The organism is Xenorhabdus ehlersii (assembly GCF_003610465.1).
GTDB classification, from domain to species: domain Bacteria; phylum Pseudomonadota; class Gammaproteobacteria; order Enterobacterales; family Enterobacteriaceae; genus Xenorhabdus; species Xenorhabdus ehlersii.
Window position 1 is genome coordinate 70686 of the sequence record NZ_RAQI01000001.1, and the last position, 17671, is coordinate 88356.

At 45.3% G+C, this 17671-nt stretch carries 17 protein-coding genes; 8 read left to right on the plus strand and 9 right to left on the minus strand.

Annotated elements, in window-relative coordinates:
- The first annotated feature begins 20 nt into the window (after positions 1–20).
- The 7 genes from BDE27_RS00275 (at position 21) to BDE27_RS00305 (ending at position 9009) form a co-directional block, all read left to right on the plus strand.
- Positions 21–608 (plus strand): Maf family protein, encoded by a 588-nt coding sequence (locus tag BDE27_RS00275; RefSeq protein ID WP_099130848.1) that lies wholly within the window; start codon positions 21–23, stop codon positions 606–608.
- A complete protein-coding gene (gene rng / locus BDE27_RS00280; protein WP_099130847.1) occupies positions 605–2074 on the plus strand; it encodes a ribonuclease G in 1470 nt (489 codons plus the stop codon). Before BDE27_RS00275 ends, rng begins: the two co-directional genes overlap by 4 nt.
- An 86-nt stretch (positions 2075–2160) precedes the next feature.
- Complete coding sequence (gene yhdP / locus BDE27_RS00285) at positions 2161–5973, plus strand: AsmA2 domain-containing protein YhdP (RefSeq protein ID WP_099130846.1); 3813 nt, start codon at positions 2161–2163, stop codon at positions 5971–5973.
- Positions 5970–6818 carry a deaminated glutathione amidase gene (gene nit1, locus BDE27_RS00290; RefSeq protein WP_099130845.1) on the plus strand — a complete coding sequence of 283 codons (849 nt, stop codon included), beginning with the start codon at positions 5970–5972 and terminating at the stop codon, positions 6816–6818. Before yhdP ends, nit1 begins: the two co-directional genes overlap by 4 nt.
- An 18-nt stretch (positions 6819–6836) precedes the next feature.
- The gene (gene tldD, locus BDE27_RS00295; protein WP_099130844.1) at positions 6837–8282 is read left to right on the plus strand and encodes a metalloprotease TldD; all 1446 of its coding nucleotides are present in this window, start codon (positions 6837–6839) and stop codon (positions 8280–8282) included.
- Positions 8283–8321: 39 nt separating this feature from the next.
- Positions 8322–8735, plus strand: a complete 414-nt coding sequence (locus BDE27_RS00300) for a ribonuclease domain-containing protein (protein WP_099130843.1) — start codon at positions 8322–8324, stop codon at positions 8733–8735.
- A 4-nt stretch (positions 8736–8739) separates the two neighbouring features.
- The gene (locus tag BDE27_RS00305; protein WP_099130842.1) at positions 8740–9009 is read left to right on the plus strand and encodes a barstar family protein; all 270 of its coding nucleotides are present in this window, start codon (positions 8740–8742) and stop codon (positions 9007–9009) included.
- A 200-nt stretch (positions 9010–9209) separates the two neighbouring features.
- On the opposite strand, the gene BDE27_RS19700 is transcribed toward BDE27_RS00305, so the two are convergent.
- Together BDE27_RS19700 and yjgA are read right to left on the minus strand one after the other, a co-directional pair.
- On the minus strand, positions 9210–9548 hold the full coding sequence (locus tag BDE27_RS19700) for a Rossmann-fold NAD(P)-binding domain-containing protein (protein WP_339352360.1): 339 nt from the start codon (positions 9546–9548) through the stop codon (positions 9210–9212).
- A 91-nt stretch (positions 9549–9639) separates the two neighbouring features.
- Positions 9640–10176 carry a ribosome biogenesis factor YjgA gene (gene yjgA, locus BDE27_RS00315; protein ID WP_099130841.1) on the minus strand — a complete coding sequence of 179 codons (537 nt, stop codon included), beginning with the start codon at positions 10174–10176 and terminating at the stop codon, positions 9640–9642.
- 198 nt (positions 10177–10374) lie between these two features.
- Between yjgA and pmbA the strand changes: the two genes are divergently transcribed.
- On the plus strand, positions 10375–11718 hold the full coding sequence (gene pmbA, locus BDE27_RS00320; protein ID WP_099130840.1) for a metalloprotease PmbA: 1344 nt from the start codon (positions 10375–10377) through the stop codon (positions 11716–11718).
- Between the two features lie 50 nt (positions 11719–11768).
- Here the strand turns inward: pmbA and rnk are convergent, their stop codons facing one another.
- From rnk to rpoN, 7 genes are all read right to left on the minus strand, one after another.
- A complete protein-coding gene (rnk, locus tag BDE27_RS00325) occupies positions 11769–12179 on the minus strand; it encodes a nucleoside diphosphate kinase regulator (protein WP_099130839.1) in 411 nt (136 codons plus the stop codon).
- A 205-nt stretch (positions 12180–12384) separates the two neighbouring features.
- Positions 12385–13617 (minus strand): alanine racemase, encoded by a 1233-nt coding sequence (gene alr / locus BDE27_RS00330; protein ID WP_099130838.1) that lies wholly within the window; start codon positions 13615–13617, stop codon positions 12385–12387.
- Between the two features lie 449 nt (positions 13618–14066).
- Positions 14067–14339 (minus strand): PTS phosphocarrier protein NPr, encoded by a 273-nt coding sequence (npr, locus tag BDE27_RS00335; RefSeq protein WP_074020590.1) that lies wholly within the window; start codon positions 14337–14339, stop codon positions 14067–14069.
- 17 nt (positions 14340–14356) lie between these two features.
- Complete coding sequence (gene rapZ, locus BDE27_RS00340; protein ID WP_099130837.1) at positions 14357–15208, minus strand: RNase adapter RapZ; 852 nt, start codon at positions 15206–15208, stop codon at positions 14357–14359.
- A 40-nt stretch (positions 15209–15248) separates the two neighbouring features.
- Positions 15249–15716, minus strand: coding sequence for a PTS IIA-like nitrogen regulatory protein PtsN (gene ptsN, locus BDE27_RS00345; protein ID WP_099130836.1), 468 nt, complete (start codon positions 15714–15716; stop codon positions 15249–15251).
- A gap of 179 nt (positions 15717–15895) precedes the next feature.
- Positions 15896–16183 carry a ribosome hibernation promoting factor gene (gene hpf, locus BDE27_RS00350; RefSeq protein WP_099130964.1) on the minus strand — a complete coding sequence of 96 codons (288 nt, stop codon included), beginning with the start codon at positions 16181–16183 and terminating at the stop codon, positions 15896–15898.
- Between the two features lie 38 nt (positions 16184–16221).
- Complete coding sequence (rpoN, locus tag BDE27_RS00355) at positions 16222–17661, minus strand: RNA polymerase factor sigma-54 (protein WP_099130835.1); 1440 nt, start codon at positions 17659–17661, stop codon at positions 16222–16224.
- Positions 17662–17671 lie beyond the last annotated feature (10 nt).

Genomic DNA, 17671 nt, shown 5'->3' on the forward strand with positions numbered 1-17671 from the left:
ACTCCTAAGGATTATTCGCGATGAAAACCATTTATTTAGCTTCTGGCTCCCCAAGACGGCATGAGCTGGTGGAATTATTGGATTTTAATTTTGAAATCCTGGCACCTCAGGTCGAAGAAAAATGGCGTGAAGGAGAGTCTCCTCAGCAATATGTTACTCGATTAGCCAGAGAGAAAGCACAGGCTGGTGTAGCCATTGCATCACACGATTACCCCGTTCTGGGGGCTGATACCCTTGTTGTATTGAACAACCGAATTTTGGAAAAACCGCGAAATCAGCAACACGCTGTGGAAATGCTTAACAGTTTGTCTGGTCAGTGCCATCAGGTCATGACGGCTGTTGCTTTATCGAACAATCAACATACCTTGAGTGAGATAGTCATTACAGATGTGATATTCCGCCAGTTGTCCCAACGGGAAATACAGGAATATATTGCAACTGGGGAGCCAATGGATAAAGCCGGTGCTTATGGCATTCAAGGTAAAGGCGGTTGTTTTGTCAGAAAAATTAATGGCAGTTACCACGCTGTTGTCGGCTTACCACTGGTGGAAACGTATGAATTAATCACACGATTTTTAGCGTTAGCTGATGGGAAGGACTATTCATGACAGCAGAGTTATTAGTCAATATAACACCATCCGAAACGCGGGTTGCTTATATTGATGGCGGTATCTTACAAGAAATTCATATTGAGCGGGAAGCCAAAAGGGGCATTGTCGGAAACATTTACAAAGGGCGTGTGAGCCGGGTTTTACCGGGTATGCAAGCGGCTTTTGTCGATATTGGGCTGGAAAAAGCGGCTTTTTTGCATGCTTCGGATATCGTGCCTCATACTGAGTGTATTGCCGGCGAAGAGCGGAAGAATTTCCATGTCAGGGACATTGCTGAATTGGTGCGTCAGGGGCAGGATTTACTTGTTCAGGTAGTGAAAGATCCTCTGGGGACAAAAGGTGCCCGTTTGACAACGGATATTACTTTACCGTCACGTTATTTGGTGTTTATGCCTGGCGCATCGCATGTTGGTGTTTCACAGCGCATAGAGAGTGAAGAAGAACGTGAGCGCCTAAAAAGCATCGTCATGGGGTACTGTGATGAGTATGGGGGTTTTATTATCCGCACGGCCGCTGAAGGCGTGGGAAAAGAAGAACTGGCACAGGATGCCGAATTTTTGAAGCGCCTGTGGAGTAAAGTGATTGAACGTAAGAAACGCAATATCACCAAAAACAAGGTCTATGGTGAATTAGCGCTGGCGCAGCGTGTTTTACGTGATTTTGTTGGTGCTTCCCTTGATCGCATTCGGGTCGATTCCCGCCAAACATTTCTCCAATTGCAGGAATTTATTGATGAATATATTCCTGAAATGAACGCTAAACTGGAACATTATCAGGGAAATCAACCGATATTTGATCTGTACGATGTGGAAAATGAAATTCAACGGGCGCTGGAACGTAAGGTGGAATTAAAGTCTGGTGGCTATCTGATCATTGATCAGACAGAAGCCATGACAACAATTGATATTAATACCGGTGCTTTTGTTGGGCATCGCAATTTAGAAGAGACTATCTTTAATACTAATATTGAAGCAACACAGGCGATCGCCCGACAATTAAGGCTCCGTAATTTGGGCGGTATCATTATCATTGATTTTATTGATATGGGTAATGAAGAACACCGTCGCCGTGTATTAGCTTCCCTGGAACAGGCATTAAACAAAGATAGGGTGAAAACCACCATCAATGGTTTTTCACAATTGGGTTTGGTTGAGATGACGCGCAAGCGTACACGGGAAAGTATCGAACATATCTTGTGTGATAATTGTCCAACCTGTCAGGGACGTGGAACGGTAAAATCCGTCGAAACCGTCTGTTATGAAATCTTGCGTGAAATTGTTCGGGTCAATCGCGCAATTAATGCTGATCGTTTTCTGGTTTATGCCTCTCCAGCCGTAAGTGAATCCCTGAAAGGGGATGAGTCTCACGCATTGGCCGAGGTGGAAATTTTTGTGGGTAAACAGGTCAAAGTGCAGACAGAACAGCGTTACAGCCAGGAGCAATTTGACGTCATTATGATGTAATACAAGCCGTTAGTTTGTGAGGGCTTATCTGTAGTCTGTAGAAGACGGTTTGCAAAGAAATAGCGCTGGCAACCAAGGAGAAATGCGTGAAGCGACTGCCGGGGATACTATTAGCGACAGCCGCAATAGTCATTATCATTGTGGCTTTGCTTGTCAGCGGGTTGCGTTTCTTCCTGCCACACATCAATGAATATCGTCAGCAATTAGTCGAAAAAATTGCTGACGTGACAAACATTCCTGTCAATATTGGTTACATAAAAGGTCATTGGGAACCTTTTGGTCCTAGTCTGGAAATCCGTGATATCAGCGCGAAAACGGCAGATGCCGATATTCATGCTAAAAAGGTCATACTTTCTTTGGATGTCTGGCGTTCACTGTTACAACGGCGCTGGCATTTTCGTGATCTGTCCTTTTACCAGCTTCAGGTAAATTACGATAAGTCTCTGTTTGGAGCAGAGGGCGAAAACAGGTTTTCTCAGCCGGATAGCCTCTCTGCCTTGTTTCTTGAACAATTCAATCATTTTGATTTGCATGACAGCCGATTGACCTTTTTGACGCCATCGGGTGAAAAAGCGGATTTGCTATTACCGCAGCTAACCTGGTTGAATAAAGATAATCGCCATCGGGCACAAGGCAGCGTAAGCCTCTCTTCGATCAATGGGCAAGAAGGTATTGTTCAGGTGAAGCTTGACCTGAAAGATAGTGATGGGGTTCTGGATAATGGCACAATTTATTTGCAGGCCGATGACATCGACATGCGACTGTGGTTAAGCCATTGGTTGAGGGATAACACAGGGTTGGATAATGCCCATTTCAGTTTAGCCAGTTGGATTACCTTGCAGAATGGGCGAGTTGATAGTGGACGTTTGCAGTTTAGGCACGGTGGAGCTAATTGGCATGTCGAAAATGAAAAACATCAGCTTGACGTGCATGACTTCCTTGTGCAAATGCGTCGCCAGGGTGAAGGGTGGTTGTTTGAAGTCCCAAATCTGGCACGCCTGAAAACTGACGAGCAACAGTGGCCTGAAGGGAAGCTCGCGACACTGTATGTTAAGCAGTCACAGCAATATCAGGGTAATGATCACTGGCGTATTCGTGCTGAAAATATCCAGCTTGAATATTTAAACGGGATATTACCGATACTCTCTTTTGTGACACCGGATATTGTTAAGGATTGGCAGCATCGGCAGCCGAAGGGGGTGATTGACGATTTTGCTTTCGATATCACACCAGCGCTTCCCGATGATATGGGAATTCGCCTGAAATGGCGGGATGTAAGCTGGTTACGTTGGAAGGAACTGCCTTCAATTAACCATTTCAGTGGCAGGTTAGAGGGAAATAAGCAGCGGGGAAAGCTCAATCTTGCACTGAAAAACAGCACCATTGATTATGGCAATATGTTTCAGGCTCCGCTTGAGATTACCAGCAGCGAAGGGCAGGTATCTTGGGAAAATGATCAAAATGGCATGAAAGTCTGGAGTCAGGGGTTGGATTTGCAGGCCAAGTCGCTGTGGCTCAATGGAAATTTCCATTACCTAAAACCTCACAACAAACCACCTGTTTTGGCCATGTTAGCGGGAATTCGCGCCAATGACCTGGGTGAAGCATGGCGTTATTTCCCCACGCCACTGATGGGGGAATCTCTGACAAACTATTTGACCGCTTCCTTGATTAAGGGAAAGGTCGATAATGCGACCCTGATTTTTCAGGGTGATCCTCATGATTTCCCGTTTAGACAGAACAATGGTCAATTTCAGGTATTTGTACCGCTGCGCCATGCCACCTTTCAATATCAACCCGATTGGCCGGCTTTGTTTGATTTGAATATCGATCTGAATTTCCAGAATAACGGATTGTGGATGCTGGCACCGAAAACGCATTTGGGAAAAGTGGAGGCGACTGACGTCTCAGCAGTGATCCCAGATTACGGTAAGCACAAGCTGTTTATTGATGCGGCACTCTCTGGAGACGGAAAGAGTATCCACGATTATTTCAACCACAGCCCGATGGCAGATACGATTGGCAGCGCACTAGATAACTTACAACTTAATGGCAGGGTGGATGGAAAACTCCATATGGATATTCCCTTGCAGCATGGGAAAGTTGTGGCAAGCGGAGAAGTGGTGCTGAAAGATACCCATCTGTTCATCAAACCATTAAATAGCGAAATGGCGCATCTCAATGGCAAATTTCGCTTTGACAATGGTAACTTAAAAAGTGAGACATTATCTGCTAATTGGCTAGGAAATCCCTTGTCTCTGAAGTTTTCTACCCAGGATTTACCAAAACATTATCAGGTTGATGTGAAACTGGATTCACATTGGGCGGCGAAGACATTACCGGAACTTCCGACGGAGATTCGCAACCAACTATCTGGAACGCTGAATTGGCAGGGGGACGTCAATGTAACTCTACCTTCTGGTGAGACAAAGAGTGATGTTAAATATCGTATTGCAGTTAATGCAGATTTGTCACATTTGTACAGTAAATTACCCATATTGGACACAAAATCTCTGCGGGAATGGAATAAGATTAATCTCCATGCTGAAGGTGATATGAACCAACTCCAGATCAAAGGATTAATGGGCAAGCGATATGCTTTCAATACCCAGTGGAGGCTGGAAGAAGCTCATGCCAAATTGCAGCGAGGTATTTTGCAGACCGATAATATGGGTATTCCTGTTCTGCCGAAAAAATCATTGTTGGCCTTAAACTTGCCTGCCATTGATGGTGAAAAGTTATTGGCGCTGCTTGAACTTCTGCATTGGAAGCCCTCGAAAGATAATGGTTCGCTGTGGCCAAGCTTATTTGCAATTTCATTGCCTGCATTGGATCTTGCCGGACAGCGTTGGAATCAACTCACATTCAATGTTATGCAACAAAACGGTGAAGTAACCGTGAATGCACAGGGGAAAGAGATTAATGGCAACCTTCTGATTGAAAAGCATAAACCGATGCGGGCATCAATCAATTATCTTTATTACGATCCTCTGTTTGCGACAGATTCGTCGGTTGATGACAAAAGGCTAATGTCAGATAAGGTGCCAGTGCCCCATTATGCTTTGAACAATTGGCCTGCATTGGATGTCAAATGCGCAGAGTGCTGGGTTGCTGGATTAAAACTCGGCAAAGTATCTGGATCGATCAGGCCAGAAGGTGATTCTCTGATTTTGACCAATGGGCAAATGGAAAACAGTGCTGGAAATCTGACATTATCTGGGCGTTGGTATGAAAACCATACCGGCAGTTATAGCCATATCAAGGGACAGTTATCGGGAGAAAAATTCGATGATATGGCCGCTTATTTGGGCTTTATCGTTCCGATTGTGGATGCGCCTTTCAAATTTGATTTCAATTTGAAATGGCAAAATGTCCCGTGGCAGCCAGATCTCAAAACGCTGAACGGCACGCTGATTGGAGACATGAAAAAAGGTGCTATCGCCAAATTGGGCGGTGGCAGGGCTGGGCAATTATTCAGACTTATCAGTTTTGATGCGTTGTTGCGTAAATTACAGTTGGATTTTAGTGACACATTCAGTGATGATTTCAACTTTGATTCCATTCGTGGTGACGCAACGGTAAAAAATGGGGTCGTGTATACCGATAACTTTCTTATTGATGGATTGGCAGCGGACATCAATGCTACAGGGCGGACAGATTTAGTTCATCGCCAGATCAATATGGCACTGGTCATTACGCCAGAAATTTCGACAACGGTGGGAGTCGCAACGGCCTTTGCCGTCAATCCTGTGGCTGGCGCGGCAATTTTTGCCGCAACAAAAGTACTGAGGCCCCTTTGGAGCAAGATATCGGTGATTCGCTATCGGTTAACGGGCAGCCTCGAACAGCCTAAAATTGATGAAGTTATACGTCAGCTTAAGGAGAATAAAGGGCCATGAAAAACGCCAATGTTGCACTTTTACAATTATGCAGTGGAACGAATGTCAAACACAATTTAGCGCAAATTGAACAGCAGATTAAGCAATTACCAGAGACAGTAAAACTGGTTCTAACACCAGAAAATGCGCTGTTATTCGCTGATGCCGATACCTACCGCGCACATGCAGAAACGCAGGGTAGTGGACCATTGCAACAGGCGGTGAGTGAAATAGCACAACGTTACGGTGTTTGGCTGTTGATTGGCTCTATGCCGTTGATCAGTCGGGAAGATCCCACTCGTATCACTAGCAGTAGTTTGCTGTTTGATGATCAAGGCGAAATCCAGGCACGTTACGACAAAATCCACATGTTTGATGTCAATATCAACGATGAACACGGTGCCTATAATGAATCCACGATTTACCAGCGTGGGGAACATATAACTGTTGTTGATACACCTGTTGGTCGCCTGGGGATGACTATCTGTTATGATCTGCGTTTTCCTGGACTTTTTCAGGCATTGCGTGAACAGGGCGCAGAGCTTATCTCCGTCCCTGCTGCTTTCACCCGCTTGACGGGTAAGGCGCATTGGGAACCCTTGCTGAGAGCCCGTGCTATCGAGAATCAATGTATTATTTTGGCACCGGCACAGGTTGGTGTGCATGGTACTCGCAGGACATGGGGACACACAATGGCGGTAAATGGCTGGGGCGAAATTATCAAGAAAAATCCTCTGACTGTCAGCGCATTACAGCTTAATATCCGTCGGGATAGTTTGGCTCACATGCGTGAGCAGATAAAAGTGGTGAAACACAATCGCTTCCGTCCACAACTGACTTCTTTGATAAAAAAGAATACAAATTAAGATAAAAGAGTAATCAATATGAGTTTAACTTATGTCAGTGAACATTTACTGGCTGCGAATAATTTGAATCATCAAGACTTATTTTCGGTACTGGGTCAATTGTCGGAGCGTCGTCTGGACTATGCCGATCTCTATTTCCAAGCCAGTTATCATGAAACATGGGTATTGGAAGACCGCATCATCAAAGATGGCTCCTATAATATCGATCAAGGTGTGGGAGTTCGCGCGATCAGTGGAGAAAAAACAGGTTTTGCTTACGCAGATCAAATCACATTGAATGCGTTACAGCAAAGCGCTCAGGCTGCGCGCAGTATCGTACGGGAAGCGGGTAATGGTATCTCGCATACGTTAGGTGCTGTGACGCATAAGGCACTTTATCCGGCAGCTGATCCTTTGCAGAGCATGAGTCGGGAAGAAAAAATTGCTTTGTTGCATCGTGTTGATCAAATTGCACGGGCGGAAGATCCCCGTGTACAAGAAGTGAATGCCAGCCTGACAGGTGTCTATGAACAAGTGCTGGTGGCGGCGACAGACGGTACATTGGCAGCAGACATTCGCCCATTGGTACGCCTTTCTGTCAGTGTATTGGTGGAAGAAGATGGTAAGCGTGAGCGTGGCGGCAGTGGTGGTGGAGCGCGTTATGGTTACGAATATTTCCTGCGTACCGAAGATGGTCAGATTCTGGCAGAGCAGTTTGCTCGTGAAGCGGTTCGCATGGCACTGATCAACGTGTCAGCGGTTGCAGCGCCTGCGGGCACTATGCCTGTCGTATTGGGTGCTGGATGGCCGGGGGTTCTACTACATGAAGCGGTGGGACACGGTCTGGAAGGAGACTTTAACCGCCGTGGGACTTCTGTTTTCTCTGGACAGGTTGGGCAAAAAGTGGCTTCAGCGCTTTGTACCGTAGTGGATGACGGCACACTTGAAGGGCGTCGTGGTTCACTAGCTATTGATGATGAAGGTGTTCCGGGGCAATACAATGTGCTTATCGAAAATGGCATTTTGAAAGGCTACATGCAGGATAAACTCAACGCTCGCTTGATGGGTGTGGCTCCGACGGGCAACGGTCGCCGTGAGTCCTATGCACATTTGCCAATGCCACGTATGACCAATACTTACATGCTGGCGGGAAATTCTACACCAGAAGAAATTATCGCCAGTGTGGATCGCGGGCTGTATGCACCCAATTTCGGGGGCGGTCAGGTAGATATCACATCGGGTAAATTTGTTTTCTCAACCTCGGAAGCCTATTTGATTGAAAACGGCAAAATCACCAAGCCAGTAAAAGGTGCGACCTTGATTGGTTCTGGTATTGAAGCCATGCAGCAAATTTCAATGGTTGGAAATGATTTGGCTCTCGACAAAGGTGTGGGTGTCTGCGGTAAGGAAGGCCAAAGTGTACCAGTGGGTGTTGGGCAACCAACTTTGAAACTGGATAACCTGACCGTAGGTGGAACAGCCTGATAATTTCTTGAGCAATAGAACACATAGCTTGAGGTCATCATGAAAAAGAGCATCCTGGCGGCGGTACTATTGGCTCTGGCTGTCATATATACCGCCTTTGCCAACTCAGAGAAAGAACAGATTGATGTTCTGACTGAACAAAACCGTGTTGCGGACTACCTGCGCCAGCATCACACATTGCCAGACTATTACATTACGAAGAAACAGGCCCGTCGCCTTGGCTGGAACGCTCGTGCAGGTAATTTATGTGAAGTATTGCCGGGCAGGGCGATTGGTGGTGATAAATTTTCCAACCGTGAGAATGAATTACCGACAAAATCCGGCCGCCACTGGTTTGAAGCGGATGTAAATTATCGGTGTGGGCACAGAGGAAGTGACAGGTTGCTTTATTCTAATGATGGCCTTATTTATCTGACGGTTGATCACTACAACAGTTTTACCCGACTGGAGTAATGACATGAAAAAGGTGGAATTCGACTTTAACCAACTCCCTGATTTGAGCGCTTTCTATGATGAATTCGAACAGCGCTTCGATCTTGGCGATGATTTTGGTGCCAACTTAGACGCACTGTGGGATGCAGTGACTGGCTATATTCAGTTACCCGTTGAGATTAATTTTATCCACTTAACCCCGCAAAAAAGGACGTTCTTTGCGGCATTAATATTGTTGTTAGAAGAAGCCGAAGAGGAGCTGGAAGGGGAATTGCGGTTTAATGTGTTAGATTGAGTTTTCTCTTCTGTTGGTATTCTTAAGCCGCTTGCGATGATGCAGGCGGCTTTTTACTTCTTAATCACATGTATTAATCACATGGCTCTTATCGCCAGAAAAATATCGCTCAATGTTTTTAAATGAACTTTCGAAATAAATGCCATAACAGCTTTTAGTAACATAACCGATATGTGGGCTGCAAAGTACGTTATTTCGTTTTAACAAAGGGTGATTGGTATCCCATATCGCCATTCAGTTTGCCAGTGACCTTTTTTCATCATTTCTACAGACGGCACTAACCGGCGTATAGTACTTTGAATTAACAGCCAGGTTAATTCTGCTGCGGCAATGGGTGAGCCACTACCTTCAACAACAGCGATGCCCCGTTGTTTGCACAATTCCAGATCGATATTGTAAGCCACCTTTCCTGTCTGACTGATGAGTTTTAAATTGGGTGTTTTAGACAAAAATTTCTCATCAATCAAAGTTCTTTCACGGATCAATATTAGGGCATCAGCTTTAGATAATAGCGCTTCTGCTTTATAACATTTTATCAAATTTGTTAACTTAATTCAGTTAATGTCACGAAGATAAGGGGATGGAAGGAAATATACCGCCAATTCTTGACGAAATGGCGGTGAAGATGGACTAAGCGGATTCCGATAACTCTTTCAAATATTGGAAAATTTGACGGTAGGATTTAGGTGGCTTGTTAGTTGCCTTCTCCTTTTTCGCATTACGAACCAATGAGCGAAGTTGCTGGCGATCAGTATGTGGATACAGTGCGATGACTTCTTCAAAGGCATCATCATTTTCAAGCAATTTGTCACGCAGTTCTTCCAGCTTATGTAAAACAACGACTTGCTGGTTGTGACGGTTTTTCAGTTTATCCAACGCAGTGGTGATTGGCTCAGGATCGCGGGCACGCAACAGTTTGCCAATGAGCTGCAATTGACGGCGACGTCCTTCACGTTTGATTTTCTGGGCCAACTCAATAGCTGCCCGCAAATCTTCATCCAATGGAATTCGCTCCAGTTGGCTTTTACTCAGTTCAACCAGTTCCGTTCCCAACTTTTTCAGGATTTCAGCATCCCGCTTGATTTCACTTTTACTGACCCAGATTATCTCTTCTTCTTCCTCTTCAGCAGGATAATTGTCGAGCCAATCTTCAGGCTGCTTTGCCATAATTGTTTTCCTTCTAAAAAGGCCGGATAAGGTACGTTTTGGAGCATGACCTATCGTCCGGTGGGTGTTAACATCCTAATATTGTGTATTGTAACTGGGAAAATTGCCTGATTACCACTCGGCATTCGTGCCATAAGCCGGAAGCGGGCATTTTTTATGACGAATTCTCTTTTTAATTCATTGGATTATGGTTAATTAATGATAGTTACCAATCAACAAATCGCGGAGCAGCGTAAGCTGCTGGAAGATGCGGTTGCCCATGCGCTGGAATTAGCAAAAGCCGGTTGTGATGCTGCGGAAGTTGCGGTCAATAAGACCACGGGGATTAGCGTCAGCACCCGTTTTAGTGAAGTCGAAAATGTTGAGTTTAATAGCGATGGTGCATTGGGGATCACAGTTTATCACCAACAGCGCAAAGGCAGCGCTTCTTCAACGGATCTCAGCCCTGAGGCGATTGCCCGTACTGTGCAGGCCGCTATTGATATTGCGCGTTATACTTCGCCTGATCCTTATGCCGGCCCGGCCGATAAAGCGTTATTAGCATTTGAAGCTCCTGAGTTGGATCTTTTCCATCCCGCTGATCTGGATGCGGATAAGGCCATTGAATTGGCAGCCCGCGCTGAACAAGCGTCATTGCAGGCAGATGAGCGTATTACTAATACTGAAGGCGGTAGTTTCAACAGCCATTATGGTATTCGGGTATTTGGTAATAGTCATGGGATGCTGCAAAGCTACTGCTCCAGCCGTCATTCTATGTCAAGCTGTGTGATTGCCGAGCAAGATGGCAACATGGAACGCGATTATGCCTATACCGTGAGCCGCCATTTAGACGAGTTGAAATCGCCTGAGTGGGTAGGGCAGGAGTGTGCTCGCCGGACGCTTTCTCGTCTGGGCGCGCGTAAATTATCAACCATGAAAGCGCCGGTTATCTTTGCTGCAGAGGTGGCGACGGGGTTGTTCGGTCATTTGGTTGGCGCGATCAGCGGTAGCAGCATTTATCGTAAATCTTCTTTCTTGTTGGATAGCCTGGGCAAACCGATCTTGCCTTCATGGCTGACGATTGAAGAACAGCCGCATTTATTGCGTGGGTTGGCTTCAACGCCATTTGACAGTGAAGGTGTGCGTACAACAACACGTGATATTGTTAAAGATGGTGTTTTGCAGACTTGGTTGCTGACTTCCTATTCTGCCCGTAAGTTGGGAATGGTGAACACGGGTCATGCCGGTGGAATTCATAACTGGCGTATTGCAGGCCAAGGCCTGGACTTTGCTGGCTTGGTGCGTGAAATGGGCACTGGCCTGATCGTCACTGAGTTGATGGGGCAGGGCGTTAGCGCGGTGACCGGTGATTATTCTCGCGGCGCATCCGGCTTTTGGGTTGAGAATGGCGAGATTCAATATCCGGTCAGTGAGATCACTATTGCAGGCAATTTGAAAGATATGTGGGCAAATATGGTGACAATTGGTAATGATATCGAAACACGTAGCAATATTCAGTGCGGTTCGGTGTTGTTGCCGGAAATGAGTATCGCCGGTCAGTAGGGATACTCAATTAACAGCAGCCAGTTCAATGTCACTGAGCTGGCTGGAAATTAACGGTGATATTCGCCTGCGGCTTCTGGCTGATAAAGTATTTCTAATACTTTTATTCGGGTTGTTTCACCGTTTGGCAACTTCCATGTTATTTCATCATTCACCCGTAAACCCAGAAGAGCAGCACCCAAAGGCGCCATGACGGACAGATGTTTGGTGCTGTCTTGCAGGGCAGCAGGGTAGACCAGTGTACGAACACGCTCTTCATCACTGCCCAGATCAATAAAACGAACTTCACTGTTCATGGTGACAACATCGGCTGGGATATCTACCGGAGCCATTATTTCGGCTCTATCCAGCTCTTCATTCAAGGCATCAGCGATACTGGTATTAGCAAAAGCAGGTTGTTCCAACAGAGAATCTAAACGTTCAGCATCTAATTCATTGATAATGATTTTAGGTTTTTTCATACCACACTCCAAATTAAGCTCAATACAAAATAACACCCCACATCGCAAGGAGGGGGGTGTTATTTTCAAAGTAATTGAAATGATATTAGGCTGTTCTGCCGCGAAAATAAAGAGATCATGATCACGAACTGTTTTGCCTTGCTAATGAAACAAGGCTTATCCACAATGGAGGAAAAGAACAGTCTGCTATCATTTGAACCGCAAATTATAAGCCGGTGGTTACGATACGTGGGTTGGTTTCACCCCAAATGGAAGAAAGCTCAACAACATGCATTCCCCCCCATTTCTGAATATCAGACTGGGTGATTTCGTCGTTACCTTGTTTACCGAAAATGACCACTTCATCGCCACTTTTTACTTCTGGTAAATCAGTCACATCGACCATCACGGTGTTCATAGAAACGCTACCGACAACGGGTACACGGTGACCGTTGATCAGGACATAAGCTTTGTTTGACATGGCAGAGCTAAAGCCATCAGAGAAACCTACTGGCAAGTTAGCGAGCTTGGAATCGCGTTTCAGAATATAGGTGTTGTCATAACCGACTCCATTACCTTTAGGATATGTTTTAACAGAAGCAACACGAGTTTTCATTTGAATCAATGGCTTGAATTCTGGGTGGCTGGTGGTCAGGATGCCGTACAGCGCACTGCCAACGCGAGCCATGTCGAATTGGGCTTCAGGAATGCTAAGTGAGGCAAAAGAGCTTGATGCGTGCAGAGTGATTTCGTCTCTGTTCAGATTTGCCGTTTTGATCAACCAAGAAGTTTGTTCTTTGAAGTTCTTAATGCTGTCACGGATGGCATCCATATTAGTGAATGCATGGTGACTCATCATGCCGACCAGTTTCAGGTCAGGCAACTGGGTAATTTTCAGAGCGTCTTGTTTGCCCTGCTCAGTCTTCATTTCCAATCCATTGCGGCTCATAAGACCTGTGTTCAGCATCAGGTGGACACGAATTTCTTTACCGTGTTTTTTTGCCAGCGTATTGATGGCTTGGGCATGATCTAGATCGCCGATTATCTCTTCCATGTCATAGCCCAGTGTGCTTTCGATTTCAGTGATGTCAGCTGTACGGACACGTATCAGTTGTCCTTTAAAGCCGCTTTCACGCACGAGGCGGGCTTCTTCATTACTGGTAACACCTACACAAGGCACATCAGTTTTGATGATGGATGGCATCAGCAGGTCGATGCCATGACCGTAAGCATCGCCTTTCAAAATCGCACACATTTTGGTGCCTTTATTCAGTTTTTTTTGCAGGGTGTGAATATTATTTTCGAAAGTCGTGGTATTGATTTCAACCCAAGCGTTATTGGTTGCGGCGATGCTTTCTGCATGAGTGTTATCTAAAGAGAGCACAGGTGCTGCTTGGGCAACACCTTGAAACAAACTCAAACCAAGAAAAATTGCCAGTGTAGTTTTATTAAAACGCATGAAGTAAATCTCCAGTGTAGGGACTGTATGTATACTGTTCCGCATATAATTGCGTTTTAATAATAAGTTTTTTTGAATTTAATTTCACATAGTTAACTTATTGAAAGCTAACATTTATTATCTGTATCACACTATTTATAAATAGTTAGATTAATTAACTAAGTTAATGATTATAATATTTTATTTTTACGCATTGTGAATGTTTAATGAGCAGATTATATTAATGATTTTTTATCTTTAGTTAGTTTTAATCACTGATTTTGCGTTTACCTTGAAAATAGGTTCAATGGCACACCACACCGAAGTGCTCTCTAATTGTCTGCTCTGTATCAAGAAATAAATCAGGATTCAAGTTAAATCAGTCTGTTGCGTCGTTAGATTTTTGGTTAGGTGGGAGTTATTGTCCACAATAAGAAGCCATTCGAGACAATATCTTTAGAAGGAACGTGTTACTCTTCGTCAAATCCTGCATTGAAGAGTTCGATAATGGCCGCCAGCGCTTGCTGTTCATCCGGTCCGTTGACTTCAACGTCAATATGGCTGCCTTGTTCAGAGTCCAGCATCAGCATGGCAATGACGCTGCGGGCCTCGGCCTGTAAGTTACTGCTGTTACGCAGAATCACTTCTGATTGAAACTGTTGTACCAGATCATGCAGTTTCATCGCAGGCCGGGCATGCATTCCGAGCCGATTTTTAATTTCAAGTCTTTGTCTGACTGTCATGGCTTGTGTTATTCATATTATTTACGTTTTTCCAGTGTGCGGTGGCGTGATTGCACATTCTTGCCACGGGAACGAAAATAATCAGCCAACTGTTCTGCCACATAGACTGAGCGGTGTTTACCGCCTGTGCAACCAATAGCGACCGTCAGATAGCTGCGGTTATTGGTTTCCAGCATGGGTAGCCAAAGCTCAAGATAGCTACGCGTCTGATAAATAAAATTATGAACTTCTGTATGGCGATCCAAAAATGCTGCCACAGGGCGATCCAAACCGGTCATTGGGCGTAGTTTCGGGTCCCAATGCGGATTTGGTAGGAAACGCACATCGAAAACATAGTCTGCGTCGATAGGAATACCATGTTTGAATCCAAAGGATTCAAACACCATAGTCAATTCTCGCTCCCGTTTGCCTAATAGACGTGTCCTGAGCATTTCCGCCAGTTCATGAACGGACATTTCAGATGTATCAATGATCAAGTCAGCGCGTGAGCGCAGGGGTTCAAGTAAATCGCTTTCTTGGTCAATGGCACTTTCCAGTGACAGGTTCTTGCTGGAGAGTGGATGCAGACGGCGCGTGTCACTGTAGCGGCGGATCAGAGTATTACGATCCGCATCAAGAAACAGTAACTGTGGTGAAAAACTGTCAGGCAATTGCGTTAGCGCTGCTTCAAAAATTTCTGGCGACTCCGGCATGTTTCTGACATCAATGCTAACCGCAGCCGAGATATCACGTTCGGCCAGTGTGTTTGCCAATTCTGGCAGTAACACAACGGGCAGGTTATCCACGCAATAGAAGCCCATATCTTCCAGTGCACGCAAAGCAACGGATTTCCCAGAACCTGAACGACCACTGACTATCATCAGCACCATGAGGTGACTCCCCCTAAATGTTTATAATTATAATCGCTATTTATTCAGTAATAATTTTATAGAGTTCTTCATCACTCTGCGCTGAGCGCAGGCGACGGCAGAGATTTTTATCTGCAAGGCGCTTTGCAATCAATGATAGTGAGTGTAAATGGGTTTGACACTGGTCTGATGGCACCAATAAAGCAAACAGCAAGTCAACAGGTTGATTATCGATGGCGTCAAAGGTAATGGGTTGTTCCAGGTGTAAAAATACCCCAACGGCATTATCCGAACGCTCTTTATCCAATTTGCCGTGAGGGATCGCAATCCCGTTGCCAATTCCTGTTGTGCCTACTTTTTCGCGCGAAAGAATAGCCTCAAATACGGTATTTTCCGGCACTTCAAGCTGTTTTGATGCCAGCTCACTGATAATCTCTAAGGCGCGCTTTTTACTCGAACAAGGTACGTTGTTGCGTGTACATGCGGGTGAAAGCACAGAGCTTAGTGGTAAATCTGTTTCGTTGTTCATTTCTTTATTCACTTAGGGCCTTGTTATACCAGATGCCTGATGAGGCATCCGGTATTAATGCACTGCGCTCTAAAACCGATCTACAGATCGCACTAAGTACATAGCACTATAGGGCGTTATAGACGGTGTTATAGATAGAACAGTGATAATTTTATGACAGCCCCGTTGCCTAAAAGCGATTAATGTTGTCTCAATTTACTTTTGTGTTTGGTCAATTGACGCGCTAGCTTATCTACCAGTACATCAATTGCCGCATACATGTCTTCATGTTCTGAGGTTGCATGCAACTCACCTCCATTAACATACACTGTAGCTTCGGCGATCCGTTGCACCTTTTCTACTCGAAGGATGACCTGAATGAGGTTAATTTTATCGAAATATTGATTCAATTTGCCGCATTTGGTGTTCACAACGTTGCGAAGTGCATCGGTGATTTCAATATTGTGGCCTGTAACATTGAGTTGCATGGTTTTGAGTTGCATAGTGTTTTCCTTCTCTGTGTTGTTCAAACCAATTTTTTACGTTGGTTTGAAGGCGGGATGGATAACGACTCTCTATATTTTGCGACAGTCCGGCGAGCCACTTGAATACCTTGCGCAGTAAGTATGCTGGTCAATTTACTGTCACTCAGTGGCTTGACCGGATTTTCTGCCGCGACCAGTTTTTTCACCAGGGCACGTATCGCGGTAGAAGAGGCTTCACCACCACTGTCGGTGTTGACGTGACTGGAGAAAAAATATTTAAGTTCAAAGATCCCTCGTGGGCTATACAGGTATTTCTGGGTCGTCACGCGGGAAATGGTGGACTCATGCATGTCAATCTGATAGGCGATATCAGCCAATACCAGTGGTTTCATGTGTTCCTCACCATATTCAAAAAAATCTTGTTGCCGTTCAACAATACAGCAGGCGACTTTTAGTAATGTTTCATTACGGCTTTCGAGGCTCTTGAGCAGCCATTTAGCCTCTTGCAAGTTGTTGCGTATAAACAGGCTGTCACTCTCATTGTTGGCCCGTTGTCCCAGTGCTGCGTAGTGTTGGTTGATGCGCAGACGGGGGATACTATCGGTATTTAGCCTGACTTGCCAGCTTCCATTTTCTCTCTGTACCAAGACATCTGGAACAACATATTCGGATTCACCCGTATTGACTACCAGGCCAGGTTTTGGTTCCAGTGATTGGATGATATCAATTGCCCCCTTCAGGGTACTCTCTTTTAATTTGCTCTGACGTAATAAATTACGGAAGTCTCGGTTACCCAGTAGTTCCAGATAGTTGCTGACAATAAGTCTGGCATCCTTCAGATAAGGTGTCTCTGGCGGCAGCATGGAAAGCTGAATAAGCAAGCATTCGCGTAAGTCACGGGCAGCAACGCCGATTGGGTCAAAATGTTGTATGCGTTTGAGGACGGTTTCGACTTCTGCCAACGTCAGTTCATCATCACCAATACTGGCAAGGATCTCTTCGATAGAAATGGTCAGATATCCGGTGTCATCAATGGCGTCAATGATTGAAGTGGCAATGGCAGCGTCCGTTTCGGTAAATGGCGTTAATCCTGCCTGCCACATGAGATAGTCTTGCAAAGTTTGGGTGGTTTCTCCCTGATATATGGGGAAATCGTCAGCGCTATAGTCACTGTGAGTTCCTGAAGGCGTGCCAGCGGTGTAAATGTCATCCCAACTGGCATCTAACGGTAGCTCTTCAGGCATATCCCTCTGCTCAAGTGCTTCACGGGTATCCATGACTTCAGTGTTGGTATCAGAAAGTGCCTGATTCTCCACTTCCTGATGCAGGTCATCCTGTTCAAGCAGCGGATTGGTTTCCAAAGCTTGCTGAATCTCCTGCTGAAGCTCAAGCGTAGATAGTTGCAACAAACGGATGGCCTGTTGGAGTTGTGGCGTCATCGTCAATTGCTGACTGAGCCTGAGTTGCAAACTTTGCTTCATAGCGTTACCA

Excerpts from the sequence above, each read along its gene's own strand:
- BDE27_RS00275 (WP_099130848.1), top strand. The coding sequence starts at position 21 with ATGAAAACCATTTATTTAGCTTCTGGCTCCCCAAGACGGCATGAGCTG.
- rng (WP_099130847.1), top strand. The coding sequence starts at position 605 with ATGACAGCAGAGTTATTAGTCAATATAACACCATCCGAAACGCGGGTT.
- nit1 (WP_099130845.1), top strand. The coding sequence starts at position 5,970 with ATGAAAAACGCCAATGTTGCACTTTTACAATTATGCAGTGGAACGAAT.
- tldD (WP_099130844.1), top strand. The coding sequence starts at position 6,837 with ATGAGTTTAACTTATGTCAGTGAACATTTACTGGCTGCGAATAATTTG.
- BDE27_RS00300 (WP_099130843.1), top strand. The coding sequence starts at position 8,322 with ATGAAAAAGAGCATCCTGGCGGCGGTACTATTGGCTCTGGCTGTCATA.
- BDE27_RS00305 (WP_099130842.1), top strand. The coding sequence starts at position 8,740 with ATGAAAAAGGTGGAATTCGACTTTAACCAACTCCCTGATTTGAGCGCT.
- yjgA (WP_099130841.1), bottom strand. The coding sequence starts at position 10,176 with ATGGCAAAGCAGCCTGAAGATTGGCTCGACAATTATCCTGCTGAAGAG.
- pmbA (WP_099130840.1), top strand. The coding sequence starts at position 10,375 with ATGATAGTTACCAATCAACAAATCGCGGAGCAGCGTAAGCTGCTGGAA.
- rnk (WP_099130839.1), bottom strand. The coding sequence starts at position 12,179 with ATGAAAAAACCTAAAATCATTATCAATGAATTAGATGCTGAACGTTTA.
- alr (WP_099130838.1), bottom strand. The coding sequence starts at position 13,617 with ATGCGTTTTAATAAAACTACACTGGCAATTTTTCTTGGTTTGAGTTTG.
- npr (WP_074020590.1), bottom strand. The coding sequence starts at position 14,339 with ATGACAGTCAGACAAAGACTTGAAATTAAAAATCGGCTCGGAATGCAT.
- rapZ (WP_099130837.1), bottom strand. The coding sequence starts at position 15,208 with ATGGTGCTGATGATAGTCAGTGGTCGTTCAGGTTCTGGGAAATCCGTT.
- ptsN (WP_099130836.1), bottom strand. The coding sequence starts at position 15,716 with ATGAACAACGAAACAGATTTACCACTAAGCTCTGTGCTTTCACCCGCA.
- hpf (WP_099130964.1), bottom strand. The coding sequence starts at position 16,183 with ATGCAACTCAATGTTACAGGCCACAATATTGAAATCACCGATGCACTT.
- rpoN (WP_099130835.1), bottom strand. The coding sequence starts at position 17,661 with ATGAAGCAAAGTTTGCAACTCAGGCTCAGTCAGCAATTGACGATGACG.